Here is a 25,715-nt window from a genome sequence, read left to right as displayed (position 1 = left end):
AAATAAAACGCAATTAATATGTCGAAATTTATCAATTGGAAAAGTAATTGGCTTAACGGAAACTTTCAGCTTTTTGCAGATGGTGTTCAAAAAGGTATGATTTCTTTTAGCAGCTGGAGAAGCGATGCAGAAAGTATGCTTGAAGATAAAAACTATCAATTTGTAAACGAAGGTTTCTGGCAATCGAGAACAAAGGTAATCGATAGAAAAACAAATGAAGTAGTTGCGGTGATTAATTATGATACCTGGAAGTCAAAAGCGGTAATCAGCTTAAAATCCGGTGAGCAGTATGAATGGAAATCAAAAAGTTTATGGGGTTCGCAATGGACGGTAAGCAATTATAAGGATGAGCATATTATGTATAACTCCAGCAGCAACAGTGGTACATTATCGTCTGATACGGATAATGAACTACTAATCATAGCAGGTCTGTTTATTAAGCAGATCTATAACAAACAGGCCATTTTAGTTATTGCATGTTTTATACCGATCATCACAATAACAACACTTCGCCCATAAATAGTAAAAAACTTAGCCCTTTTGTGAGATGGAACAGATATTAAATTGGAGAAAAGGTTTATTTGATAGTAATTATCAGGTAATGAACAATGGCTATTTAAAATTTTCAATCAATTTTGGTTCCTGGAAAAATACGGCAATAGCCACTACTCAGGCAGGCATTTACCTGTTGAAAAGTGAAGGGTTTTCTAAACCAGAAACTAAAATCTTAGACAACCAGAATAAGGTTTTAGCCTTAATTACTTATGATTGGCTGGGTTTTAAAGCCAGGATTGTATTTGCATCTGGCGAAAATTTTGATTGGAGTTATCAAAACAGCTGGTTAAGCCGTTGGTCGTTGAACAACCATAAAGATAAACAGATCCTGTTTAATGCATCAACAGGAAATGGATTGATCCATACCAATGTAGAGGATGATATGCTGGTACTATGTGGCCTTTTTATAAGGGAATACTATTCGAGACTGATTTTCGGCCTGATTATTTTTATATTCTGCGTGCTTACTTTTAAGAGTATTTTTTAGTTGTCATTCTGAGCGCAGCGAAGAATCTGTAAGCGACAATCTGGTCTTAGCATTTCTCGCTAAGACAATAAAAAGTATTAATCTCAACTTTATAGAATTATTCAGTCTCGTAGCGAGACACTAAGACTAAAGTCGTTTCTTTTTGAAGCGCTAATACCCGTAATCAATAGGGCGGTTCCGGTCCTGCTGTACATTCCAATCCTTTTGGGAATTATTCTATACCAACAATTACCGGTACCCAAAAGGGATTTCCATTTCCATCAGGGCTATTGTGCGCGGGCAGTCATCAGATATAACGACGAAACGATGTGGTTTTAGCATCTCACTAGGGCAATAGAAATACTAATATAGCCTTTAAAGAACTATTTCATCACGTAGCGAGATGCTAAGGCCAGATTAGAAATGGTTAAAGTCCGCTTACACCACCACTTACCACCAGTTTCATGGCATCAGCGGCTGTCATCTGCAAATCAGTCACCTTATCTCTTCTTACAATACAAAGCTGGCCAGCAAAAGAATAAGAAAGTGGAAAATATACAGCTACCTCATCAGGCAGATTGAGTTTATGCAGATCGTTCTGCGTTAAAAAGCCAATCTTTTTTAAGCCCCCCTCTACTTCAACCAGCACCGGGTGGTTAAATTTCTTCTCATCGCCAACAAAAGCCTCTGTTAAATCTTTTATGGATGAATAAATAAAGTTAAGTAATGGCAACCGTTGCATCATCCGCTGGAACCAATTGTACATCGGTTCGGTTACCAAATTGGTTACAAAAATACCAGCCAGCAAAATAAGGGCTAAAACCGTCAGCAAACCTAAACCAGGGATATTTCGGCTTTCGCCTGTATTGGGATTTACACCTAAAATATTGTTTACATTTAACCAGCTATCAACTGTTGTAACTGCCCAAACCACAATAAAAATACTCACGGCAATGGGCACAACAATTAATAAACCTTTAATCAAATAGTTTAAAATAGCTTTCCCGACTTTATTCATGGTGCAAAATTAGGAAAAATATGGTTAGAATTGTTTAATTGCTCAATTGTTAACACTGTATAGCCAACAATATATCAATTAAACAATTTAGCATAGCTCTTACTCATAAAAATAAACCCGCTTTACCCTTTGCGAGATATTCGTTAAAATTTCATAAGGAATGGTATTGATATCTTTGGCGAGCTGCATAATGGTATGCTCCTGATTAAATACGATGGCTTCATCACCGGGTTTAACATCAATACCTGTAACATCCAACATGGTCATATCCATGCAGATTGAACCTATTACCGGCACTAAATGACCATTAACCAGCATTTTACCCACGCCATTGCCAAAATACCTGGTGTAGCCATCAGCATACCCAATTTTTACAGTGGCAATTTTTCCGCCATTTTGCATCACACCTTTTCGGCTGTAACCTACGGTTTCTCCTGCCTCCAAAGTTTTCACCTGCGTAACAGTAGTTTTAAGCACCATTACCGTCTGTAAACCGCGGTTATTGGCCAAAGCAGAATCGAAACCGTATAAACCAATCCCTAAACGAACCATATCCATCTGCGCTTCAGGCCAGCGTGAAATACCAGAAGTATTGGATATATGAAGCAGCGGTTTATAGCCTAAAACATTTACCAACTGATTAGCGATAGTTTTAAATCTTTCAATCTGTTGTTGTGTAAATCCATCGTGTTCCGCAGCATCACTAGCCACTAAATGAGAAAAAATACTCTGCACTTTTACCCTTGCTGAATCCTTTAGCAGATCAGATAAGGCATCCATTTCAGCCTGATCGAAACCTAAGCGGTGCATGCCACTATCTATTTTAATGTGGATTGGATAATCGAAATCATAATCCGATAGTGCATTTAAAAAGCTGTTCAGAATCTCTACACTATAAATTTCAGGTTCGAGCCTGTGTTTGATAATCGCTTCAAAAGCAGATTCTTCAGGACTCATCACCATAATGGGCAGCGTAATTCCGGCTTTCCGTAAAGCAATACCTTCATCGGCATAAGCTACAGCTAAATAATCTACCTTGTGGAACTGCAATAAATTGGCGATTTCGAAACTTCCGCTTCCATACGAAAAGGCCTTCACCATGGCCATGATTTTAACGCCAGGCTTAATTTTGGAACGGTAAAACTGCAGGTTGCCTACCATGGCATTCAGGTCGATCTCTAAAACCGTGTCGTGTATTTTTTGGGTAAGCAGTTTACTGATGCGTCCAAATTCAAAGCGCCTGGCTCCTTTTACCAATATGGTTTCGTGGTTAAACTGTAAACCCGGAAAAGCCTCCACAAAAGCATTGGTATCCTCAAAAAACTGGGTTTCGAAATTAAAAAGATCGGCGTAATGCGAAATATGTGTTCCGATACCAATTAACCTGTTTACCTTTTTCTGCGAGAGCAATCCGGCTATTTCGGTATATAAATCAAGATCGTCTCTCCCGGTTTCAAATAACTCGGAAAGGATAACCGTTTTCTTAGGGTGCTGGTTCTGTTGATTTAAAAAATCCAGCGCTATAGCCAATGAAGAAATATCAGCACTATACGAATCGTCTATGATGGAACATTGATTAATACCATTTTTCAGTTCAAGACGCATGCTTACATGGCTCAGTTTCTCCAAACGCAGATCGGCCTGCTCAGGGGTATAACCTAAAGCCAATAAAGTTGCCCAGCAGATCATGCCATTTTCTATCGAGGCTTTATCTTTAAATGGCAACATACACTCTATTTCCATATTCTGATAAATGGCCCTTAAATAGCAATTCCCTTCAATGGGTTCAACAGTAGTAATCTGCAGGTCAGCAAGCTGCTTGCTGCTCCAGCTAAACTTTTTCTTACCGGGCAAATCTTTCGCACGTACTTCGGTTACGTATTCTGGCGAGTAAATAAATAGTTCAGATGCTGCAAAGAGTTTCAGTTTTTCTTTAAGTTTTTCTTTTTTAGAACCGAATCCTTCCGCATGTGCTTCGCCGATATTGGTTAAGATTCCGATTTCAGGACGGATAATTTCGGCTAAATGCTGCATCTCATTAACCGCAGAAATACCAGCTTCAAAAATGCCTAAGGTATCATCAGCCTCAATCTGCCAAACTGAAAGCGGCACTCCTATTTGCGAATTATAACTTTTCGGACTTTTAACAATATTAAAGTCGGTTGCCAAAAGCTGATATAACCATTCTTTAACAATAGTTTTCCCGTTGCTCCCCGTAATACCTATTGTTTTTAAATCAAATTGATTCCGATGATAAGCACTTAATTTTTGTAGCGCCTCTAATGCATCATTTACCAATAAAAAATTGCAGTCTGGATATTCGTGAATGTATTTCGCTTCGGTAATTACAAAATTTCTGATTTCTTTTGCATAGGCATCTTTAATAAATTCATGTCCATCGCGGTGTGAGGAAAGCGCAAAAAACATAGAATTTTCTGGCACTAAAACGGAACGGCTATCAATTATCAGGTAAAGAATAATCGCCTCACCATCAACTAATTTGGGAGCGGCATTTAAAATTTCGGCTATTTTGGCAACGGTATATATTGGATTTTGCATTGTATTATATTCAGAAAAATACGGTAATCGCTTTTATTTTTACGAATTTCAGTAATTAATTATGAAAAGCGGTAAACAAGAAGCAGTATTATTAGATAAAAAACAAGCTTTGGCCAAAGCGGAAAGTTTTTGCGTTTACCAGGAACGCTCACAAAAAGAGATGCGGTACAAACTGGTAGAATGGGGAATGCGGGGGGATGAACTGGAAGAAATTATTACGGACCTGATCATCAACAATTTTTTGAATGAAGAAAGGTTTGCCAAAAGTTATGCATCGGGCAAATTCAACATCAAACATTGGGGCCGGGTTAAAATTAAACAGGGTTTAAAATTGAAAGGCGTTCCTGATAAAATTTTACAAAAAGCAATTTACAGTATAGATGAAGATGATTATTTGCAAACGATAGAAAAATTAGCGGTTAAAAAAGCAGAAAATTTAGGTGAAAATGATGCGTTCAAACGGAAAAATAAGCTGATGAGCTACCTTCAGGCAAAAGGTTTTGAAACTGATTTAATTTTACTGGTACTGAAAGCCAGCAATTTAAATTAAATATTAAATTTTTAACAAGAAATCTCTTGACAGAAATATAAATCTGCCTATATTTGCATCACCAAAACGAAACAACAACATCAGTTTTGTAAATGCGAAAGTAGCTCAGTTGGTAGAGCACGACCTTGCCAAGGTCGGGGTCGCGAGTTCGAATCTCGTCTTTCGCTCCAAAATGCCTTCCTACCAGAAGGCATTTATTTTAAAGTTAACCAAGCCGATGGAGATCGGCAGCGGCTAATGCTCGGGTGGTGGAACTGGTAGACACGCAGGACTTAAAATCCTGTGCTTTCAAAGGCGTGCGGGTTCGATTCCCGCCCCGAGTACACAAAAAAATCGAACAAAAACCTTTCAGAAATGAAAGGTTTTTTTGTTTGAAGGGATTAAGCAAAAATTTGGAATTGAGAAGTTTAAAGGGATCAACGCCAAAAGTTGTGGACCATGCATTTTTTAAGCATACAATTGAGTTAATCTGTACAGGAAAAACTTTACGCATTTAACCCCTCGGAATTGGGATCTAAAAGCTTTGATCTTTGCATTGAAAGATTCGGCCGAAGCATTTGTGGACCTGTTATCAAAATAGTTGAGAATAGTCGGATAGTGATTCTGAATTGATCTAGCAACCGTATTGAACGCCTTAAAGGCGGACTGTCTTACTTTTTCGTGCCATTTAGCTAATTTGGCCAGACCAAACACTTTTTCAGTGGTCTTATCAAATATATGGCTGAGTTCCATACTAAACGAATGAGCTACTTTGAGGTCTGGATATCTTTCAAATAGCAAATCCGCCCGCTCTTTTTGACTTGGTGTCCAGTCAAAAGCTTTTTTATACAATACATACCTGCTCCTTGCAAGAAGTTGTTTTAGTGTATCACCATTACTAAATACTGATTATATAAGCATATCTCCTTATTATTATTGAACATTAATATTGTTCTTGCCCACGATTTTCCCCCCGTCTTCTTTAACAACCGTAGTCACAAGCGTTACTACTCCTATATAATCTGTAGGCGGACTAAAAGATCCACTAATGACTGCTCCAGGACTATATGAGCCAGTGTAGGTAAATCTTCCAATGTTATTGCCGCTTATATCTAAAGCAGACAGAAATATTGTTTGATTTTTACTTGGGAATCCCATATTTTTAATCAGCTGGATGTTTGCCACAACGGATGAGTTTTTGGCAATCGTATAGGCTTCTGGATGCAATAAAATCGTATCGGGATATGATTTGGTGAAAGTTAAGATTGTATCGCGGAAAAAGGTGCTCAATACTGATGCCCTAAGAGAAATCGGCCCTGGTGTCTGTCCTGCTGTTAATATAAAATCAGCATACCTGTTTACATTTACGCGCATTGTTTCAGACCTAGATTTTGAATTTATTAGTCCAGATGTTGTGGTTAAGTTCACGCTCACTGCGGAGTCTGTACGTGAATTGATCTGAACACGAATGATATATTTCGAATTGCTATCAGCAGCAAAGGAGCCAGGCTGGATTGATGTGATGTTGATAATTTCATCCGGATTTAATTTATCATTAATTACATATTCTTCTTGTTTCTTGCATGAAGAAATGATAAATAATAAAATTAATGCAATTGAGAGATAATTTAGTTTTTTCATAATTATTTATACAAAATGCCAACATTAGTGCCAGTCTTTACATTCGAAACCGTAGCGGTACCATCTATAGAAATAGCGCCGTTTAGCGAATTTTGAGATGCTGGAGTATGGTTGTTTTTAATCGTTACCTTTTTTGTATATTCCGCGGAAGTTGTTCCAAAAGTAAAGGTGTCATTTTCGGACCCCTCACCATTAATCGTTAAGTGGTTGTTCGGCGTTATAGTGAATACAACATCCACTTTGGTATTAGCTACTTTGGCTTGTCCTTTAAATTTAATGGTTACTTCTACGGAAGCGCCACTGGCAATTGTTTTTGGCGTAAGGGTTGCTGAATTAACTTTAATCCACATGGCTATTAATTTTCTGTGTAAGTTTTTAGACTAGTAAGTGTATTAGGTTGACCGGTGAAAATCTTTATGATGTTCAAGTTGAAAGAAGCGCCTATCATTGGTGAAGCAGTAAAGCGTTTCTGGTTCAACAGCGGATTTGGGTCGTTCATGTAATACATCAGATAATTAAAATCTATTTTAAGAAATGGTAACGGTCGATAACCTATTCCGATAAGTCCAGCTTTATTGGAAAAAAGCGAACCTAATCCACTTATTTTTCCACTTTTATTGGTTTCTATATCTTCAAGGGTAAAGCCAAGGTTAGCGCAAAATCTCGTAGCAAAATAGTCTTTACCTGTGTAGTTTGACAACGGTACATTTAAATTGATTGGTCGAAAGAAAATGCTATATGAAAAATAAAATAATCCTTTTGAGGTTCGCGGACTAAAACCATAGCCAAAAGATTGCGATATATATGGGCTACTTGTAGTGCTTTGCTGGTCTATTGTAGTGGTTCCAAGATCAATCATCATTATAGTTTTATCTAAAACTACACCTAAAAGTGTTATACCTATCCAGTCTTTTATTGCTTTATTGCGAGTGGTAAGTTCTGTTTGGATGTCATCAACAAAAGATTTATAGTCATCCTCTAATTCTATTTTTTTTGCTGAGTCCAGTGCCGATTTTTTCAAAATTTCTTGTTTGATTTTTTCAAGTTTGCCGTTAAGTAAATCAATAGAAGAGCCATTTTTGAGCCTACAACATTCGGGAATATTACTAGTTGTATCAATCAGATCATTTAAAGGTGCAATAAGTTCATTTGAAATTTTGTATTGAGTTTGAAGACTATGGACTTGGTAGTAGATTTTTTTTCCAATAGAGCTTAGATTTAAAAAAGCAGTCAAAACTTGATATTGCATATCATCTTTTTTCTCAGCGGTGATGCTTGCAGTATCTACTTCGTACTTTCCATTGAAAATTTTGATATACTTATAGAGGACCTTGTTAATATCGGCAATATTTAATTTGGCCAGTTTTGCACGCATTAACCCATCAATTTCATTGCCTAAATCGGCATTACTTAATAAATATTTGTCGAGTGCTGCTTGTGCCTCATTGGTTAACTTTGCACGTTCAACAATTTGGAAGCCGATAAAGTAGTCTTTATTAGGCTTAAGTACATTCTTAACCGTAACACTTTGTAGTTTTTGTGATGTAAATGAGAGTTCATTTACCGTTGGAAGCTCATTGAAACAAATTGTATCTAGTGGGCTGTTGCAAACTAAACCATTTGCTTCTTTAATAAGCACCTGAACACTTTTGATTTTAGTGTCTAGGTTTACAATCTTAAACTTGAACCGTTCATCAAACGGAAGCGATTTATTATTTAGGATTTCTTTTGTGGCCCAATCATATGTTATAGTCTTAACGGCAGACTGCCCGTGACATTGGGGAGGATAGGTTAGGCAAAAAAGCAGAATTGCAACTAGCGCAATACTGGTGAGCAGCTTTTTTTTCATTATTGAGGCGGTTAATTAGATGTTTTAGATTTTTTTATCTTATAATTTGGATTAATTAGTATGATTGATACTCGTCTTTTTAATTTATATTAACTTATATTAACAATCCATTATTATAATTATCTGTTAATTAAATTATCAATAGCTAATTTATAAAAAAAAATGTAAAGTTCAACAAATCAATCAATTAAAAAAAATATTAGCTTAGCAACCATAAAATTGGAATTTCCAGCGTCAGCCCGATCGTTTAGCGTCTGTACCCAATAACAGATATAGGTGATCCCTAAAAGAATTAACACGATATCCTACCGATATAATTAAATCAAGGTTATAGTGAGCCAAATTTCTGGTTATCTTTCTTTCTCCCTATTTTTCAGCTGTTCGGAAATTCCGAATAGTTGATGTTTTATCTAGTTCCTGGGATTGGAAGATATTTTTAATATGCTCGCTAATATTTGCCTTGCTACTTTGAAAAGCTCAACAATCTGATTTTGAGTCAACCAAATCGTCTCATTTTCAAGTTTTACATCAATCTCAGTCTCGCCATCTTTTGTTTGATAAATGATAATTTGATTCGTTTCCTTTAGATTTTGTTGAGACATAAAGAGATCTATTCAATGTTGTTGGCGATATTTATTTTTTGAACATTAATCTTTGAAGAGAATGATAAAACCTTATGGTTTCTGTTACCTATCAACTCAAAAGGTTTGGATATTTGTACCGTTGCCATATTTACAAAAGTCCGTTTCTATGCAATCAACCGCAATAATGCATCCAAATCTTCATGAAAATATTTGTATAATTGTATCATTGGGGGTACACACAAAAAAATCGAACGAAAACCTTTCAGAAATGAAAGGTTTTTTTGTTTAAAGCGATTAAGCAAAAAATTAGGAATGGAGAAGTTTAAAGTTGTGATCCTCCTGGCTAAGACTTTATTTTTATTTTCATTGATTTTGAAGCATTAACAATTTTATTTTAAAAATTTATTTTATTTTTTTGATTCGAAAAGTTTAATTCCTATATTTGCAACCCCAAAGGAATACAACACATGTATTAATTTGCGAAAGTAGCTCAGTTGGTAGAGCACGACCTTGCCAAGGTCGGGGTCGCGAGTTCGAATCTCGTCTTTCGCTCTAAATGCCTTCCTACCAGAAGGCATTTATTTTAAAGTTAACCTACCGAAGGATTTCGGAACAGGCTAATGCTCGGGTGGTGGAACTGGTAGACACGCAGGACTTAAAATCCTGTGCTTTCAAAGGCGTGCGGGTTCGATTCCCGCCCCGAGTACAAACAGAAATTACAAAAATTATAAGAAGCCTGCAAATTATTAATTTGCAGGCTTCTTAGTTTATAGCTATCTCCTAACTTCCCCCCCCTCTTATTTAGATTATCAAAAATATAGCTTTACAGTTTAAAGCGTACATAAATGAGTAGAGCAGCGTATAACAACGCTGCAATACCTACGAGGATGCCCATAACGATACCCATTGTTTTCCAAAAGCCGATGCGGACAGGCTTTCTTTGTGTCTTTACAGGAAACCATACTATTGCGATCCAGATAATAACAATAAAACCTGTCAACACAGCCCATAGCAAGCGGTATCTGTATAACCAATCTTTAAAATGCAGCCACCGTGCAAGTCCTCGTTCTCCACCTTTTAATTCTATGTAGGTTACGTAATTATTTCCCAAAGAAGATTTACGGGATATGATACGAAGTACTTTTTTATCCTTTAAGAAAAAGTAGGTATATGGCCTTGCCTCCATTTCTATCGGTTTACCCTCAATAAGCAGGGTAACAGCAGTATGATCAAAACCCAGCTTACGCTTAATAACTTTATGGACATTCAGCACCGGAACTTCAACTGTTTTTCCGGGAATAGTGGTCATTGATAGTAACAGATCGCCATTTACGATAATGTATTCACTTGTAAATATACCAAGTGCTAAATAGGCCACGAAATAAATAATAGCACGGTACCATTTTTCGTTCTTCGAAAACATGGTTCTTAAAGCAGCATAAATAGCAATAGGAGTAATAACTATTGCTGCAACGGTCAAATATCCCGGAGGCTCGCTACTGGTATACATATCCAAAAACAGCCTTGATAGCAGATGTAAGAGAAACCATATTCCGGCATATGAAATCAATATGATTTTCTCCAATCTTCTAATTTTAGCTTTTGTGTTCATTCCTTATATTCCTAATTACCGGGCTATGGTGCAACGACTGGATGTTCCTCCGATTTGACGCGGTGATAAACAGTTCCAACATCTACGTCTTTCAATCGTCTTACCCAATTGTTTTTATCATAAATAATTTTCAAGGCCATTACTTTACGGTCCCTTTCTTTAAATAGGACTACATCATTTAAAATTTCAACATCATAATAATCAACCTTTATGATCAGTTTTGGAATTTTCTGTTCTGAATTTTCTAAGCCTGTTTTTGACCTTTTAAAGGTAACTTCCTGTTGGCTGTAATAACTGTTTACTTCTGTTTTTTCATAGGTGAGCTTTATCACTTTTTTAAAAACGGCACCCGTTTTAAGCGTGGTATCTGCATTAATTTCCCACTCAAATAAAATGGGGAAAGAATATGGCTGAAGGGTAAATGGTTTCTCCGAAAATTCTATTAAACTTTCTTTCGGAGGAGGTGGCGGTTCAGTCCGTGACTTTTTCTTTTGGCCGAAGCTATTGTAATGCAAGAATATTAAAGCTGTAAACAAGAATAAATATTTCATGGGCTATTTCACGCTATTGGTTAAGAAAGCCCAAATGTCGGTGATTTAAAATAAATTTTCATCTATACATACAAAGAGCTCTATTAAACAATTAGTAGGCTAGAAATTATCATTTAAATAGTCAGCTTATAAAGGATGTAAAAAGCATCACCTACCCATAAAAACATTTCCAATCTGTAACGCCCGTTTGTGTGACGTGCAAAATGAGCGAAGAACTGAGAACATGTTATCTATTGCAGTCAAAAATGCCCACGCTCAAAAAGCTTACCAAAACCGGAATAAATCTCAACCTTATCTGAAGGCCCAAACATTTGTGCCTCCCCATTGTTGCAGTTATTTAAATTACCATCATGACAACAAAATACAGGAATACGCTTTTGTTAGCAACATTAGCGATAATAGCAGCCGCCTATGCAAGCTGTAAGGTTTCAATCCCTAAAGGGGCATCAGCAGTTAAGCCTTTTAATAAGGGTAAATACCTGGGGACCTGGTACGAAATTGCCAGGATGGATTTCAAGTTCGAAAAGAACCTGAAGAATGTGACTGCTACCTATTCAAAAAATGATGACGGGTCTATCAAGGTCGACAATAAGGGGTATGATATGGTAAAAAACGAATGGAAACAAAGCATTGGAAAAGCCAAATTTGTTAAAAGTGATGACGAAGCAAGGTTAAAAGTCTCCTTTTTTGGTCCGTTTTACGCCGGTTACAATGTAATTGATATCGACAAAGATTACCAGTACGCCCTGATAGCTGGTAATAACCTAAATTATCTTTGGATACTTTCGCGGACAAAGTATATCCCAGATGCAATAAAGTCTGATTACTTAAGAAAAGCAAATGACCTGGGGTATCAAACGCAAGACCTGGTTTGGACTGTGCAGGATAAGGAATAACGGCAAATAGGCTTTCATCTGTCAGGATGCAGATTACTATTTATATTCCCAATCTCCTATTGTAATTTAAGTGGTTGCATAATCGAATGCTTTAAATTTTCGAAAAACATTTGCTGCACAGCCCAGTAAGCCTGCTTTATTGCCCAATTTTGCCGGAACAACCAAGGCATTGCCTGATGATACCGGAACAGCTAAGGTCTTGATCCTACGTTCTATTTCTCTAGTATAAAAGGCACCAGATTCGCTTATGCCACCCCCAATTACAATTTTTTCAGGGCTAAAAATATTAATAAAACTAGTGATCCCTGTTGCCAGGTAATCGAAATGCTGCCCCATAGCTTTCAGGGCATACTCTTCACCAGCCAGGTATTTTTCTATAATATAACGACCATCAACTTCTGCTGTTTCGGGTATGCCCGGATGAATAAATCGATAATGTTTTAATAATGCAGTTACTGAAGCATAGGCTTCCAAACATCCCTTTATGCCACACACACAGGCTAAACCATTATGTTCTACAATAATATGGCCCAATTCAGTTCCCCTATTTCTAAATCCGCCATAGAGTTTATTGTCAATCATAACAGCTCCCCCAATCCCTGTACCGACGGTAAGAAAAACCACATCACCACAATCTTTAGCAGCACCATAGCACATCTCCCCCAGCCCCATCAAATTGGTATCGTTATCCATAATAACGTTATAACGGGTTACATCCTGCAGGATTTCGCCCAGGGCAAGTTGTTTAAAACCAGGCAGATTATCAGCACCGGCAATAATTCTATTATTGTATATCGTTCCAGGAAATCCTATTCCCACACCTAAAACAGGATGTTTCACTTTTGCTGCGCAGGTTTGGATCGCTTCCACAATAAGTGCAATAATTGAACCCTGAGTTTTTGCTTTTTTTAGCGGAATCAGCGTGGAATACAAAATTTCTCCTTGCTCGTTTACTACACCGCATTTGATCGCAGAGCCGCCAACATCAATCCCTATGGCATATGATGGTTCAAGGTTGGTGTGGTTTAAAGTTATCATTACTTGTGTTTTTTTTATTTAGTTGTTTTAAGCTCGTGATGTATGGCTGCTCTTTTGATCAGCATTGCTGCCTTTCTGTTATTCATTAGCCGCACATTCTTGCTTGCTAGTCAGGCTAAAACAAAATGTATGTGTATGGTTTAAAGTTTCCGCTTAACTATTTTAGCATCAATTAGTGTTCACCTAAGTATTATCCAGAAACACAATTCATTTCCAAATATACTAAGCAATAAGAACGATGTTCTAATTAGGCTCAAATATGGTCATTTATCAAAAATATTTCCCTTTTAATTTCGTAATGACAAACAAATATCAAATATTAAAACCTTAACGCAATAAAAAAAGCTTTTTATGTAACCCGACTGGAGAAGAATTTATATTACAAGTTAGAAATAAAACAAAAAAGGCTTTCTTTAATAGTAAAGAAAGCCTTTTCGCAGTAAATTAAGCTAATTCAGCTTAAAATAATCTGGTAATTCACATTTACTCTTTTCGGATAATTGCTTTCTTCGTTATTTAGAGAAACAAATGCAGCATTGCCATGAACTTCATTCTTTAAAGCATGTTCATAATGCGATTGGATAGCTTCCTGATCATCTTGCTGAAGGCCTTTCGTAGTTTCGGCTAAAAGATTTCTATCATTCAGGTTTTCTGGCAACAAAGTAATATCGCAGTTTCCGTCACTGATTTCTTTGACTAAGTATTTCATTTTTGGTTTTAAATCTTCGTTTCCTGTTTTATAAATAAGATTTCGAGAACGGTCAAAAATATGGTAAGTCTTTATTTTGTATGTAATCTAAAAGTTAATTTTTACTTAAAATGATATGTTGGTTCTAATGCATCATTAGCCGCACAAAAGCAGAACATTTACTACTATTGATTATTATTTACATATTGAAACTTTTTAAGGTTAATTTTGTTAAGACAGTAATTTACAAAACATTAATGCACTAAATAACCCGATGGGTAGCAAGAAAATGAAAAAAATACTAGTGGTTGATGATAATGAGGAAATATTAGAGGTAATAGAATTGATTTTAAAGCTGGAAGGCTACAACATCAGTGGATTAATGGATGTAAGCCATTTTAGCAAACGGATCAACGAATTTAAACCTGATTTAATTCTGCTTGATGTGATGCTGGGCGCCTTCGATGGCAGAGATCTTTGCAATTTACTTAAATCAGATCAATCAACATTACACATACCAGTAATCATGATCTCGGCCAGTCATAATTTAAAAGATAGCAAAGGTAATGTTTGCACCCCTAACGATTTCATCGCTAAACCATTCGATGTCAGTAACCTGATTAATAAAATAAATGCACAATTTGCCGCCTAAATATTAAGGTTTTGTGTTAAAATAATTGCTTAAAAACAGAGACTGAAACTTAATAGCGTTGGCCCAGTAATCCCAATTGTGCACACCGGGCCTGGTGCTAAAATCGTGAGGGATATTGTGATACAAAAGTTCATCATGCAAACGTACATTCATTTTATAGAAAAAATCTTCAGTGCCACATTCAATGGCAATAGCAAGCGATCCGGGTTTAATACGATAAATCATATCAATTACGCTGTTTTGTTTCCACCGCTCTGGAAATTCATCCTCTGGCCCTAACCTTTTTGAAATATTCCATCCATTTGGAAAAGGTTTAATATCTACACCACCACTCATGCTACCCACTGCACCATAAACATCCTGATGCTTAATTGCGAGGTATAACGCACCGTGTCCGCCCATACTCAAACCCGTTATGGCCCTGCCCTTTTTTTCAGCAATGGTTTTATAATGTTCGTCAACATAGCTCACCAATTCTTTAGCCACATAAGTTTCGTATTTCCATTCGGGGTCTACCGGACTATCGAAATACCAACTCGTTACATTCCCATCAGGGCATACCACTATAAATTGATATAGATCGGCCAGGTTTTTAATCCCAGGCACTTTTTTAACCCATTCTGCATAGTTTCCCCCCGCGCCATGTAGCAAATATACCACCGGATATTTTTTTCCGGTTTTATAACTATCGGGCTTAATTACCACAGCTTTAATATTTTTGTTCATCGATTTGCTATAGGTTAAAGCAGTATCTACCTCTGCAGCACTTAAAACATGGCTAAACAAAAACAAACAGGCGGTTATCAAAAAGTTATTTTTCATGGTAATTTTAATCATGATGATGTGGTGTTAAATTTATAAAATAAGTTTGCTATTGTTTACCATTTCTGCGAGTTGAGACCAAAAAAAATGATACCTTTCTTACTTACTCCTTAAACGGCTAAAAACTTTAAAACAATTTGATTACCTTTTAAGTTGTTGAACGGTTAACTTATCTAAAAAATGCTTAAAACCTACCCATTTTATATTAAAGCGCCTGTAATTCTTTTAGGATTAGTAATTACGGTATTTATAATGAGTGTGCTGAGAGATATTCTTGTGCCGCTTGCTTTTGCCGCCCTGATTGCCATATTACTCAACCCATTAACCAATCGTTTCGAAAGAAAAATGCCCAAAATAGTCAGTATTATACTTTCTATGCTCATCGGTTTGCTGGTGGTGGTTGCCGTACTCTATTTTTTGTCATCACAGGTAGCGCACTTTTTTGATGACCTGGATAGCATTAAACAAAAATTATCGCAGTTGCTTGAGCAAATAAGGGCTTGGTTACAAGGTACCTTCGGCATTTCAACACAAAAGCAGACGCAAATGCTTAATGATGCAGCCAATGGCAGTAAAGCCTTAATTGGCCAGACACTTAATGGCTTGTTGGGGGTTTTAAGTGTGGTTTTCCTGATCCCGGTTTATACTTTTCTAATTTTATTATACAAAACGCTCATTTTAAACTTCATTTATGAAGTGTTTTCAGAAGAAAATAAACAAAAAGTTGCCGAAATTTTAGGCGAAACGAAAGCGGCCATCCAAAGTTATATTGTAGGCTTATTGATCGAAACTTCTATTGTTGCAATAATGAACTCTGCCGCCTTGCTTATCCTTGGCGTACCAAATGCCATTTTAATTGGCGTTATCGGCGCGATATTAAACCTACTGCCCTACATTGGCGGCATTATAGCAATTGCCTTACCAGTGTTAATGGCTACTTTAACGAAGGATGGTTTTACTACCCAACTCTTAATTATAGGCGCTTATGCGCTGATCCAGTTTATTGATAATAATATTCTTGTACCACGCATTGTTTCGAGCAAAGTACAAATCAATGCGCTTATTTCTATCGTAATTGTATTGATGGGCGCTGCACTTTGGGGTATCCCCGGCATGTTCCTTTCTATTCCATTTATTGCGGTAATGAAAATCATCTTTGATCGTATTGACGGACTTAAACCCTGGGGTAAATTACTGGGAGATAATATCCCGACAGAGCATATGGGGCAGGTGAAAAGGTTTAGGAGAAAGAAAAAACTGGCTGCAGATTAATATTTCATATCTATTTTTATTTCAAACGATCGTTCAGTTTTCCACGACGTCCAGCCTATAATCTTATTACAAGCTGGGCCACCTAGACCCGATTAGAGTGGACGCGAAGCAAAACGGAAAGCGGGGAGAAACAAGAATAGCTGTACCAAATTGCTCTCCATATAAAGAAAAACTTGCCACATATTAATAATTATTTTTTTGAAAACGATCGTTCAGTAGCTCTTCAGAACCAGCAGTCCTGTTATTCGCTATAGCCCCAATGAAGAACCGGGGCTGACGCTGCTACCGGGTTTATTGAACAAAGCTTGCTACATAAAGTATAATTCGATAAATCTTAATGCACACGCAGGTAGCGATCGTTGTAAGATTGCTTCGTCGTTCCTCCTCGCAATGACGATTCCTCGCCTCCTATCAATTCAATAAATACACTTCATTCATATTGACCTTTGAAATAAATTATTCCTCATGCTTGTCCACCCGGCCTATTATCTTATTACAGGCTGGGCTATCTAGACCCGATTGAAGTGGACGCGAAGCATAACGGAAAGCGGGGAGAAACAAGAATAGCAGTACCAAATTGCTCTCCATATAAAGAAAAACTTGCCACATATTAATAATTATTTTTTTTGAAAACGATCGTTAAGTAGCTCTTCAGAACCAGCAGTCCAGTTATTCGCTATGGCCCCAATGAAGAATCGGGGGCTGCCGCTGCTACCGGGTTTATTGAACAAAGGCTCTTGCAGGTAAGCACCCTGCCAAAAATAGCACCCCTGTAGTGAACACGAAGACACAGGCAAAGTAAAACGGGATGAAACCCAGATACACCGTACTGCAATCTGCGAATAATTCAATATACTTGCATTACTTAATCGTTTTAGTTCAATAATTCAAACAATATCAACGTTCATTTGCTTATTAAAAAAAAACATCGATGAAAAACATTAAATTAATTATCCCGGTACTCTTGGTACTGTTTTCTGCCTGCAGCGAGGCCACCAGAAATACCACAACAAGTAAAAGCGATAGTATTCCTCAAAGCACTTCCAATAAAACCGATTCGCTTGAGGTTAAATTAAAAATAAATGGCAATGTAGCTACCGGCGATTCACTGCTGCTGAGATTTGTAGTACATAACAATACCGATAGCACTAAAAGTTTCTGTATCTGGCATACGCCCTTCGAGCCTTTAATGAGCAGCTATTTAAGCATTACCAATGAAAAAGGAGAAGAAGCGCAATACAAAGGTGCAATGGCCAAAAGAGTAATGCCACCTCCGGCCTCTAGTTATACAAAGGTAAATCCAGGTGATAGCCTTGTTGCAAATGCCGATTTACTTAAAGCCTACGATCTAAAAAAAGGATCAAGCTATAAAGCAGTTTACACAGGCGGAAATATGAGCGGCCTGGTATCAAGAGACACGGTTACTTTTATTTATACGGATTTGCACTAATATTAAGTTAGATCTCCCTACTTTCTGTCATTTCTATTTAGTTACTCAAATAAAAAAATTGCACACGGCTAATTACTGTGTGCAATCTTTTTATATGCACTTGCCATTTCCCTAAGCATAAACTCAACTTAACAAAAGTGAGATATTGACTCCCTATTTTGTCGCATTTACGCTTTCTGGGTTGTTAAATTTCCCATAATTTTATTAAAAATTAAACACCTTAAACATGGAAAATAAAACATCGATCACCGTAGAAACGACAGTAAATGCAACAGTAGAAAAAGTTTGGGAATTTTGGAATAATCCAGACCACATTACTAAATGGGCCTTTGCCTCACCAGATTGGCATACCCCTTATTCGGAAAACGATTTAAAAGTTGGCGGTAAATTTAAAAGTACCATGGCAGCAAAAGATGGCAGTATGAGTTTTGATTTCGGCGGCACCTATACTACGGTCGATCAGCATAAAAAAATCGAATATACCATGGAGGATGGTAGAACCGTAAGCATTACTTTTGATGCATTGAGCGAACAAACCAGGATAACCGAAACTTTCGATGCCGAATCGACCAACCCCATCGAAATGCAACATGGCGGATGGCAGGCCATTCTGGATAATTTTAAAAGTTATACAGCGGAATAATAAAGTCTTGTTAATAACGGGCTGTATCATATTTGTAATTCCATTCGAATTTGTTACGTTGAACCTCCTCAAGAATCCTACAGTGTGGACGCATCTTATGCAATATTGTTAGCGTCGACCGTCATTGTCAGCTTGACTGGCAATCTTAATGCAACAAGAAAGTTTAATGAGCAAGATCTGAAGCTTTAAGATTCCCGTTTTCACCTATCGTGTGGACATATTTTGATGTATGGGTTTTTATGCATTATGCTGACCTGCTTTAATAATATACATGTTTTAACCGAAGAACGCCGTCAATCCCAGGGGCCAGAGAAATCAAAAAAACAGTTGTAGGACAGAACAAATAGTACTGCCAAAACCTAAACGCAGTGGTTTTGTGTTCATGACCGATGATTTAATTTTAAAGAAATATTGAACACAAACCCCGCAGGGCTCAATCAGACCAAAGAAAACACACACAACACCTGATTAAACGAAGTGCCGCTGTTTTTTTGATGTGTGTAGGATTGTGCAAAAGGCCCATTGCTGGATTGACAAAGCGCTTTGGGTACTTTGGCGCTCCAAAATGCGCAGCATTCTTGAGCACAAATAAAAACAACATCATCTGCGAAAAACTACCATGCCCCGCGGCATAGAGCGAAAAAGACAATGTTATATAATTTAATTAATATTTTTTTTCGAAATAAATGCTTTTTTAACTGGAAAGATGAAATAAATTCAGCATGACGACCCGACTTAATGTATGTGTACTAAAAACAAATATAGAATTAACAAAAGATGTGTCCACACGATAGGTTTTTCGCGGGAATGACGCGTGATGAATGCAATTGTGTCCACACAAAGAATCGGGACAAACAGTCGAAATGTCTTAAGAGATATTTAAGAAAGTCCTTCAGGCTCAGGATGACAATTTCATTTTTATGATACAGCCTCTTCTTATTTTACAGAAATCATTCACATAGCAGCCTTAAGTAACATTTCTATTATTATTTGATTCGCATAATTTTTGATTTGAACGGAATACTTTGAAATTGCTGCCATAATTTACATTTGCCGTGTAAATTATACACTATGCCACGCATATCTTTATTTTATTCTTCACTATTATTTTTTATTAGTTCCTCTATCGGTGCAAGCGCTCAAATGCTAAGTTTAAAGCAAGCAGTAAACACTGCAATTACCAATTACGGGACCATTAAGGCCAAAGATAATTATGCCAATGCGTCAAAATCATCGATTCAACAGGCCAAAAGAGAGTATCTACCCAACTTCAGTTTAAGCGCCCAACAAGATTATGGTACCATTAACGGTCAAAACGGACCGCAATATGGTCTCGGTGGTTTGGGAACCGCTTCCTCTGGTCCTGCTTTAGACAAACAAAACTGGAATGCCGCGTTTGGCGGACTCTACCTGGCCAACGTAAACTGGGATTTTTTCACTTTTGGAAAAATCAGGGAACGTATTAAAATTGCAGACGCCGCTTACCAAAGAGACAAAAATGACCTGGAACAGGAAAAATTCCAACAGGAAATCCGTGTTTCTGCCGCTTATTTAAATTTACTGGCTGCGCAAAGGTTAACAAAATCGCAACAGAAAAATCTTGATCGCGCTGTTACCTTTAAAAATACAGCCGTAATCAGGGCTAAAAACGGATTAATTGCGGGAGTTGATTCTTCTTTCGCAAAAGCCGAAGTTTCTAATGCCAGAATCGCGCTAACTAAAGCTAAAGATCTGGAACAGGAACAAGCCAACCGTTTAGGCGTTTTAATGGGATTAACCGCAACCTCATACGAACTAGACACTGCTTCAATTACACGTATCCCTGGCAATCTGCTCGAAGATACAGTGATCAAAAGCTCACATCCATTGTTAAAGTTTTACCAAAACCGTGTTGATGTTAGCCAGCAACAGGTTAATTATTTCAGAAAATTATATTACCCAACGTTTACCTTATTCGGTGTGATGCAAGGCCGTGGTTCCGGTTTCAGCCCAGGCTATGCTTTAGATCAGACTGCCTATTCTACCAGTTATGCCGATGGTATAAATCCCACCCGCGGAAACTATTTGATTGGCATAGGAATGACCTGGAACCTGTCAACCTTACTTAAAAACCGTCCGCAGGTACGCGCACAGGAATACATTAGTCAGGGCTTAAAAGAAGAATATAACCTTGTTGATCAACAGTTGAAAGCACAGCTTGCCCTTGCCGAAACTAAATTAACCAATGCTTTGGCCAATTACAGGGAAGCACCTGTTCAGGTAAAAGCGGCATCTGACGCCTATCTGCAAAAGAGCATTTTGTATAAAAACGGGCTCACCACACTCGTCGACCTTACACAGGCCCTTTTTACCTTAAACCGCGCCGAAACCGATCGGGATATTGCCTTTACCAATGTTTGGCAGGCCCTGCTGTTAAAATCGGCTGCTTTGGGCAATTACGACATATTTATCAACGAATTTTAATCTGGCTATATAAATGAATTTAATACGTTTCGCACTCCGCAAACCCATATCCATCTTAGTTTTAGTGGCTGGACTGTTCTTTTTCGGTATTGGTGCTATCAATCAGATCAAGGTTGATATCCTTCCGCAAATGAACCTTCCGGTAATTTATATTGCCCACCCCTTTGGTGGTTACACACCCGACCAGATGGAGGCTTATTTCGGCAAGCAATATGTTAACATCCTGCTTTTTGCAAATGGTATCAAAAGTATCGAAACCAAAAATACACAGGGTTTAATGTTGATGAAATTAACCTATTACGAAGGTACCAACATGGCACAGGCAGCAGCAGAATTAAGTGCCCTATCTACAAGAGCCCAGGCCATTTTCCCGCCAGGTTCGCAACCCCCGTTTGTGATCCGTTTTGATGCTTCGTCGCTTCCGGTTGGGCAATTGGTATTAAGCAGCCCTATCCGTACCAACAACGAATTGCAGGATCTGGCCAATACTTATGTACGCCCTAGTTTTTCCGCTATACCGGGTTTGCTTTCTCCTGCCCCTTTTGGCGGTAGTCCGAGAACGATAGAAATCAATGTAAATCCCTCCCTTTTGCGCTCCCATAACCTAACGGTAGACCAGGTGGTTGAAGCCATTAGGCTAAATAACCAGACTGCACCTTCAGGAAATGTAAGGATTGGCGATAAAAACTACATCACACCAACCAATTATACGATTAAAAAGGTTAAAGATTTTGAGAACATTCCTTTATTTAAAGGCAGCGTACAAAATTTGCAGCTTCGCGATGTAGCAACCGTTAAAGACGGAGCCGATTTAGTGGCAGGTTATGCCTTAATCAACGGTAAACGTTCGGTATATTTAAGTATTGCCAAATCCGGCGATGCCTCCACCTGGGATGTGGTTAAAAACTTAAAGAAAAACTTGCCGAACATCCAAAATACCTTGCCAGAGGATGTTAAACTTTCTTACGAGTTCGACCAGTCTGTTTATGTAATCAATGCGGTAAAAAGTCTGATCAGCGAAGGTGCAATCGGTGCAATATTAACAGGACTGATGGTTTTACTTTTCCTGGGCGATAAACGTGCGGCATTGATTGTAATCCTCACCATCCCCACATCCATTATTGCTGGTGTTTTGTTCCTGAAATTATTCGGACAAACGATCAACATTATGACGCTTAGCGGATTGGCTTTGGCCATTGGTATTTTGGTAGATGAATCAACGGTAACCATAGAAAATATCCACCAGCATTTTGATATGGGCAAACCAAAGGCCCTGGCCATTTGGGATGCCTGTAAAGAAATCGCCTTCCCTAAACTGTTAATCCTGTTTTGTATCCTTGCCGTATTTGCACCGGCTTTTACCATGACTGGGATCCCGGGGGCATTATTCTTACCGTTGGCATTGGCAATTGGTTTTTCGATGGTGGTTTCATTCCTGTTATCGCAAACTTTCGTACCGATTATGGCCAACTGGCTGATGGTTGCACATCCTAAAAAAGGCAGTAAACATCACCCTGACATTACGCAGGATGAAGCTGATTTTGCAGCAACCGGCATTACACTTGAATCGGAAAAAGATACCCTGAACCAGAAAAGAGTGCTGGTTGAACGTGAAGATTTTAATGGCAATGGTAAAATTGGTTTCTTCGATAAGTTCCGGAACCGTTTTATGCGCTTCCTTGACCGGATACTGCCTTACCGAAAATCTGTTGTTTTGGTTTATTTGGTGGTGATTATTGGTCTGGCCGCGTTGTTACTGGCTAATATTGGCCGCGATGTTTTGCCAAGAGTGAACTCAAGTCAGTTCCAGTTGCGTTTACGCGCACCCGATGGAACACGTTTAGAACGTACCGAAGAAAAAGCAAATGTGGTATTAGCTGAGCTGAAAAAAATGGTTGGCAAAGAACATATGGGCATTTCTTCCGTTTACGTTGGTCAACACCCTGCACAGTTTTCAGTAAATCCGATCTACCAGTTTATGGCAGGTCCACACGAAGCTGTTTTCCAGGTGAGTTTAAAAGACTTTGAAGAAGATATGGACGATTTTAAGGATCAGTTCAGAGAGAAAATCAAAAAAGTGCTGCCTGATGTTAAACTTTCTTTCGAGCCGATAGAGTTAACGGATAAAGTATTGAGTCAAGGCTCTCCTACCCCTGTTGAAGTGCGTATTGCAGGCAAAAACAAAAAGCTAAATGAAAAATATGCAAATAAAATCCTGGCAGAACTGAAGGAAATCCCTTACATGCGCGATGTTCAGTTAGCACAACCGATTAAATATCCATCCTTAAATATCGATATCGACAGAACCCGTGCAGCACAGATCGGGGTTGATATGGCCGACATTTCGAGGTCGTTAATTGCCTCAACTTCATCATCGCGTTATACGGATAAAAATGTCTGGCTAGATGAAAAGGCATCTTTACCTTATAGTGTGCAGGTTCAGGTACCGCTGAATCAAATGACCAGTAAAGATGATATCGGCGAAATTCCTTTATTGAAAAATTCAGCACGACCAGTATTGAGCGATGTTGCAAAAATTACGCCTGATACTACGGCAGGCGAAAACGACAACATTGGTGCTATGCCTTTTTTATCGGTAACAGCAAACCTTTACCATACCGACCTGGGTACGGCATCAAAAGATGTGGAAAAGGCCATTAAGGACGTTGGCGAACTGCCAAGGGGATTAAATGTGACCGCAATTGGTTTGAGTAAAGTATTAACAGACACTTTAGGCAGCTTACAATCGGGTTTATTTGTAGCCATTGTGGTAATTTTCCTGATGCTGGCCGCTAATTTCCAGTCTTTTAAAGTTCCATTGGTTATTTTAGCCACGGTACCGGCCGTTATTTTAGGCTCATTATTGTTATTAACTGTTACCGGATCAACCTTAAACCTGCAATCGTACATGGGGATTATCATGTCGGTGGGCGTATCTATTGCCAATGCGGTATTGCTTATCACCAATGCAGAGCAACTACGAAAGCATAATGGCAATGCACTCGAATCGGCACGCGAAGCCGCGGCATTACGTTTACGACCAATCATCATGACGAGTATCGCAATGATTGCAGGGATGTTGCCAATGGCTATCGGTCATGGTGAAGGCGGAGGAGCCGTTTCGCCGCTGGGCAGGGCAGTTATTGGTGGTTTATTGGCCTCAACATTCGCCGTACTCATTATATTGCCATTGGTATTTGCATGGGTTCAGGGAAAACAGACAACCAACTCGATGTCGCTTGATCCGGAAGACGAAGAAAGCATCCATTACATTAAAGGTTTACCAGAAAACGAATAAAATCATCATCACAAATGAATACGAAGATATTTTCAACAGGATTATTAAGTACAGGGTTTTTAGTGCTAACTGCTATGTATGGCTGTGGACACTCCGAATCGAAAGTAGCACCCAGGAAAGAAAAAGAAGCAGCGATAGCCACTTTCGATCTTAAAAAAGAGAAACTATCCACTAAACTGAGTTTACCTGGCGAACTAATTGCTTTGCAACAAGTTGATTTATACGCCAAAGTAAGCAGTTTTGTAAAAACCTTAAAAGTTGATATCGGCACAGAAGTAAGCAAAGGTCAGTTATTAATGACGCTGGAAGCACCTGAAATGAATTCGCAACTGGCAGCGACACAATCGCGCATAAAAGCACAGGAAGCGGTTTATACCGCCAGCAAAGCGAATTACAACCGTTTGTACGAAACCAGTAAAACGCCTGGAACGATCTCTTCCAACGACCTGGACCAGGCGATGGCCAAAAAAAATGCAGACCTTGCACAGCTCGAAGCAGCAAAAGCGGCCTATAAGGAGGTGAGCTCAGTTCAGGATTATTTAACCATCAGGGCACCGTTCAGTGGAATTATCTCAGCCAGAAATGTGAATTTAGGTGCCTATGTTGGTCCGACAGGTAAAGGTTCTGATTTACCTTTGTTTACTTTACAGGATCAGAAAAACCTGCGTCTGGCTGTTTCCATTCCTGAGGTTTATACCGGTTATTTAAAAGCTGGCGACGAGATTAGTTTTACCGTTAAATCTTTACCCAGCCAAACCTTTAAAGCTAAAGTGAAACGCTTATCAGGAGCCCTGGATCTACGTTTACGTTCTGAACGTATTGAAATGGATGTACCAAATGCTTCAAAGGTTTTATTACCGGGTATGGTGGCAGAGGTGAACATCCCGTTACCGGCCAATGCAAGTACCTTTATCATCTCTAAAAAAGCTTTATTGGATACCAGCGAAGGATTATTTGTATTAAAAGTAGCCGATAATAAAGCGGTTAAAGTGACTGTTAAAAAAGGAAGGGAAACCGACGATAAAGTTGAAGTTTTTGGAGATTTAGCAGAAGGTGACAAATTAGTTGCAGAACCGACCGAGGAAATGCATGAAGGAATGACGATTAAACCATAACTTTACTTGTATTA

General features: G+C 38.3%; 21 protein-coding genes, 4 tRNA genes and 1 pseudogene. 15 read left to right on the top strand and 11 right to left on the bottom strand.

Features of this window, described 5'->3' with window-relative positions:
- Positions 1 to 18: 18 nt before the first annotated feature.
- The gene (locus KYH19_RS04915; protein ID WP_132396554.1) at positions 19 to 519 is read left to right on the top strand and encodes a hypothetical protein; all 501 of its coding nucleotides are present in this window, start codon (positions 19 to 21) and stop codon (positions 517 to 519) included.
- Between the two features lie 28 nt (positions 520 to 547).
- Complete coding sequence (locus tag KYH19_RS04910; protein ID WP_132396556.1) at positions 548 to 1,042, top strand: hypothetical protein; 495 nt, start codon at positions 548 to 550, stop codon at positions 1,040 to 1,042.
- Between the two features lie 406 nt (positions 1,043 to 1,448).
- Here the strand turns inward: KYH19_RS04910 and KYH19_RS04905 are convergent, their stop codons facing one another.
- Both KYH19_RS04905 and KYH19_RS04900 read right to left on the bottom strand, forming a co-directional pair.
- Positions 1,449 to 2,039, bottom strand: coding sequence for a DUF502 domain-containing protein (locus KYH19_RS04905; protein WP_193426017.1), 591 nt, complete (start codon positions 2,037 to 2,039; stop codon positions 1,449 to 1,451).
- A 99-nt stretch (positions 2,040 to 2,138) separates the two neighbouring features.
- Entirely contained in the window at positions 2,139 to 4,598 is a 2,460-nt protein-coding gene (locus KYH19_RS04900) for a bifunctional UDP-N-acetylmuramoyl-tripeptide:D-alanyl-D-alanine ligase/alanine racemase (protein ID WP_219077793.1), read from the bottom strand.
- A 61-nt stretch (positions 4,599 to 4,659) separates the two neighbouring features.
- Here KYH19_RS04900 and KYH19_RS04895 point away from each other — a divergent pair, with 61 nt between their 5' ends.
- The 3 genes from KYH19_RS04895 (at position 4,660) to KYH19_RS04885 (ending at position 5,471) form a co-directional block, all read left to right on the top strand.
- Positions 4,660 to 5,148, top strand: coding sequence for a regulatory protein RecX (locus tag KYH19_RS04895; RefSeq protein WP_219077792.1), 489 nt, complete (start codon positions 4,660 to 4,662; stop codon positions 5,146 to 5,148).
- A gap of 94 nt (positions 5,149 to 5,242) precedes the next feature.
- Positions 5,243 to 5,318: transfer RNA gene (locus KYH19_RS04890), tRNA-Gly, on the top strand.
- A gap of 69 nt (positions 5,319 to 5,387) precedes the next feature.
- Positions 5,388 to 5,471 (top strand) — tRNA-Leu (locus KYH19_RS04885).
- A 124-nt stretch (positions 5,472 to 5,595) separates the two neighbouring features.
- Here the strand turns inward: KYH19_RS04885 and KYH19_RS04880 are convergent.
- The 4 genes and pseudogenes from KYH19_RS04880 to KYH19_RS04865 all read right to left on the bottom strand — a co-directional run.
- A pseudogene (locus tag KYH19_RS04880) lies at positions 5,596 to 6,000 on the bottom strand (transposase); the annotation flags it as partial.
- 60 nt (positions 6,001 to 6,060) lie between these two features.
- Entirely contained in the window at positions 6,061 to 6,768 is a 708-nt protein-coding gene (locus tag KYH19_RS04875; RefSeq protein ID WP_219077790.1) for a hypothetical protein, read from the bottom strand.
- Between the two features lie 2 nt (positions 6,769 to 6,770).
- Complete coding sequence (locus tag KYH19_RS04870) at positions 6,771 to 7,118, bottom strand: hypothetical protein (protein WP_219077789.1); 348 nt, start codon at positions 7,116 to 7,118, stop codon at positions 6,771 to 6,773.
- Positions 7,119 to 7,123: 5 nt separating this feature from the next.
- Entirely contained in the window at positions 7,124 to 8,617 is a 1,494-nt protein-coding gene (locus tag KYH19_RS04865) for a hypothetical protein (protein WP_219077788.1), read from the bottom strand.
- A 1,063-nt stretch (positions 8,618 to 9,680) separates the two neighbouring features.
- Between KYH19_RS04865 and KYH19_RS04860 the strand changes: the two genes are divergently transcribed.
- Positions 9,681 to 9,753: transfer RNA gene (locus tag KYH19_RS04860), tRNA-Gly, on the top strand.
- Between the two features lie 70 nt (positions 9,754 to 9,823).
- A tRNA-Leu gene (locus KYH19_RS04855) sits at positions 9,824 to 9,907 on the top strand.
- Between the two features lie 117 nt (positions 9,908 to 10,024).
- On the opposite strand, the gene KYH19_RS04850 is transcribed toward KYH19_RS04855, so the two are convergent.
- Positions 10,025 to 10,786 (bottom strand): hypothetical protein, encoded by a 762-nt coding sequence (locus KYH19_RS04850; RefSeq protein WP_219077787.1) that lies wholly within the window; start codon positions 10,784 to 10,786, stop codon positions 10,025 to 10,027.
- Positions 10,787 to 10,836: 50 nt separating this feature from the next.
- Positions 10,837 to 11,364, bottom strand: coding sequence for a hypothetical protein (locus KYH19_RS04845; protein ID WP_219077786.1), 528 nt, complete (start codon positions 11,362 to 11,364; stop codon positions 10,837 to 10,839).
- A 350-nt stretch (positions 11,365 to 11,714) separates the two neighbouring features.
- On the opposite strand from KYH19_RS04845, the gene KYH19_RS04840 reads away from it, so the two are divergent.
- On the top strand, positions 11,715 to 12,260 hold the full coding sequence (locus KYH19_RS04840; RefSeq protein ID WP_219077785.1) for a lipocalin family protein: 546 nt from the start codon (positions 11,715 to 11,717) through the stop codon (positions 12,258 to 12,260).
- Between the two features lie 66 nt (positions 12,261 to 12,326).
- Here KYH19_RS04840 and KYH19_RS04835 read toward each other — a convergent pair whose 3' ends face one another.
- Both KYH19_RS04835 and KYH19_RS04830 read right to left on the bottom strand, forming a co-directional pair.
- Positions 12,327 to 13,298, bottom strand: coding sequence for an ROK family protein (locus tag KYH19_RS04835; protein ID WP_219077784.1), 972 nt, complete (start codon positions 13,296 to 13,298; stop codon positions 12,327 to 12,329).
- A 454-nt stretch (positions 13,299 to 13,752) separates the two neighbouring features.
- Complete coding sequence (locus KYH19_RS04830; protein ID WP_132404358.1) at positions 13,753 to 14,007, bottom strand: hypothetical protein; 255 nt, start codon at positions 14,005 to 14,007, stop codon at positions 13,753 to 13,755.
- A gap of 268 nt (positions 14,008 to 14,275) precedes the next feature.
- Between KYH19_RS04830 and KYH19_RS04825 the strand changes: the two genes are divergently transcribed.
- Positions 14,276 to 14,638 (top strand): PleD family two-component system response regulator, encoded by a 363-nt coding sequence (locus KYH19_RS04825; RefSeq protein WP_255562555.1) that lies wholly within the window; start codon positions 14,276 to 14,278, stop codon positions 14,636 to 14,638.
- 3 nt (positions 14,639 to 14,641) lie between these two features.
- Here the strand turns inward: KYH19_RS04825 and KYH19_RS04820 are convergent, their stop codons facing one another.
- Complete coding sequence (locus tag KYH19_RS04820) at positions 14,642 to 15,460, bottom strand: alpha/beta hydrolase family protein (RefSeq protein ID WP_132404385.1); 819 nt, start codon at positions 15,458 to 15,460, stop codon at positions 14,642 to 14,644.
- A gap of 180 nt (positions 15,461 to 15,640) precedes the next feature.
- Between KYH19_RS04820 and KYH19_RS04815 the strand changes: the two genes are divergently transcribed.
- From KYH19_RS04815 to KYH19_RS04790, 6 genes are all read left to right on the top strand, one after another.
- Positions 15,641 to 16,732: an AI-2E family transporter gene (locus KYH19_RS04815; RefSeq protein WP_219077783.1), complete on the top strand. Its 1,092-nt coding sequence runs from the start codon at positions 15,641 to 15,643 to the stop codon at positions 16,730 to 16,732.
- 931 nt (positions 16,733 to 17,663) lie between these two features.
- On the top strand, positions 17,664 to 18,182 hold the full coding sequence (locus tag KYH19_RS04810) for a protease (RefSeq protein ID WP_219077782.1): 519 nt from the start codon (positions 17,664 to 17,666) through the stop codon (positions 18,180 to 18,182).
- Positions 18,183 to 18,408: 226 nt separating this feature from the next.
- Positions 18,409 to 18,825 (top strand): SRPBCC family protein, encoded by a 417-nt coding sequence (locus tag KYH19_RS04805; RefSeq protein WP_219077781.1) that lies wholly within the window; start codon positions 18,409 to 18,411, stop codon positions 18,823 to 18,825.
- Positions 18,826 to 19,896: 1,071 nt separating this feature from the next.
- Positions 19,897 to 21,288 (top strand): TolC family protein, encoded by a 1,392-nt coding sequence (locus tag KYH19_RS04800; protein WP_219077780.1) that lies wholly within the window; start codon positions 19,897 to 19,899, stop codon positions 21,286 to 21,288.
- A gap of 13 nt (positions 21,289 to 21,301) precedes the next feature.
- The gene (locus KYH19_RS04795) at positions 21,302 to 24,586 is read left to right on the top strand and encodes an efflux RND transporter permease subunit (protein ID WP_219077779.1); all 3,285 of its coding nucleotides are present in this window, start codon (positions 21,302 to 21,304) and stop codon (positions 24,584 to 24,586) included.
- A 14-nt stretch (positions 24,587 to 24,600) separates the two neighbouring features.
- Positions 24,601 to 25,701 (top strand): efflux RND transporter periplasmic adaptor subunit, encoded by a 1,101-nt coding sequence (locus tag KYH19_RS04790; protein ID WP_219077778.1) that lies wholly within the window; start codon positions 24,601 to 24,603, stop codon positions 25,699 to 25,701.
- Positions 25,702 to 25,715 lie beyond the last annotated feature (14 nt).

Source organism: Pedobacter sp. D749, assembly GCF_019317285.1.
Taxonomy (GTDB): Bacteria; Bacteroidota; Bacteroidia; order Sphingobacteriales; family Sphingobacteriaceae; genus Pedobacter.
This window is presented reverse-complemented; position numbering and strand designations above follow the sequence as displayed.

Bases quoted from the DNA above. Each gene is read 5' to 3' on its own strand.
- KYH19_RS04915 (WP_132396554.1), top strand. From the start codon at position 19: ATGTCGAAATTTATCAATTGGAAAAGTAATTGGCTTAACGGAAACTTT.
- KYH19_RS04910 (WP_132396556.1), top strand. From the start codon at position 548: ATGGAACAGATATTAAATTGGAGAAAAGGTTTATTTGATAGTAATTAT.
- KYH19_RS04905 (WP_193426017.1), bottom strand. From the start codon at position 2,039: ATGAATAAAGTCGGGAAAGCTATTTTAAACTATTTGATTAAAGGTTTA.
- KYH19_RS04900 (WP_219077793.1), bottom strand. From the start codon at position 4,598: ATGCAAAATCCAATATATACCGTTGCCAAAATAGCCGAAATTTTAAAT.
- KYH19_RS04895 (WP_219077792.1), top strand. From the start codon at position 4,660: ATGAAAAGCGGTAAACAAGAAGCAGTATTATTAGATAAAAAACAAGCT.
- KYH19_RS04875 (WP_219077790.1), bottom strand. From the start codon at position 6,768: ATGAAAAAACTAAATTATCTCTCAATTGCATTAATTTTATTATTTATC.
- KYH19_RS04870 (WP_219077789.1), bottom strand. From the start codon at position 7,118: ATGTGGATTAAAGTTAATTCAGCAACCCTTACGCCAAAAACAATTGCC.
- KYH19_RS04865 (WP_219077788.1), bottom strand. From the start codon at position 8,617: ATGAAAAAAAAGCTGCTCACCAGTATTGCGCTAGTTGCAATTCTGCTT.
- KYH19_RS04845 (WP_219077786.1), bottom strand. From the start codon at position 11,364: ATGAAATATTTATTCTTGTTTACAGCTTTAATATTCTTGCATTACAAT.
- KYH19_RS04840 (WP_219077785.1), top strand. From the start codon at position 11,715: ATGACAACAAAATACAGGAATACGCTTTTGTTAGCAACATTAGCGATA.
- KYH19_RS04835 (WP_219077784.1), bottom strand. From the start codon at position 13,298: ATGATAACTTTAAACCACACCAACCTTGAACCATCATATGCCATAGGG.
- KYH19_RS04830 (WP_132404358.1), bottom strand. From the start codon at position 14,007: ATGAAATACTTAGTCAAAGAAATCAGTGACGGAAACTGCGATATTACT.
- KYH19_RS04825 (WP_255562555.1), top strand. From the start codon at position 14,276: ATGAAAAAAATACTAGTGGTTGATGATAATGAGGAAATATTAGAGGTA.
- KYH19_RS04820 (WP_132404385.1), bottom strand. From the start codon at position 15,460: ATGAAAAATAACTTTTTGATAACCGCCTGTTTGTTTTTGTTTAGCCAT.
- KYH19_RS04815 (WP_219077783.1), top strand. From the start codon at position 15,641: ATGCTTAAAACCTACCCATTTTATATTAAAGCGCCTGTAATTCTTTTA.
- KYH19_RS04810 (WP_219077782.1), top strand. From the start codon at position 17,664: ATGAAAAACATTAAATTAATTATCCCGGTACTCTTGGTACTGTTTTCT.
- KYH19_RS04805 (WP_219077781.1), top strand. From the start codon at position 18,409: ATGGAAAATAAAACATCGATCACCGTAGAAACGACAGTAAATGCAACA.
- KYH19_RS04800 (WP_219077780.1), top strand. From the start codon at position 19,897: ATGCCACGCATATCTTTATTTTATTCTTCACTATTATTTTTTATTAGT.
- KYH19_RS04795 (WP_219077779.1), top strand. From the start codon at position 21,302: ATGAATTTAATACGTTTCGCACTCCGCAAACCCATATCCATCTTAGTT.
- KYH19_RS04790 (WP_219077778.1), top strand. From the start codon at position 24,601: ATGAATACGAAGATATTTTCAACAGGATTATTAAGTACAGGGTTTTTA.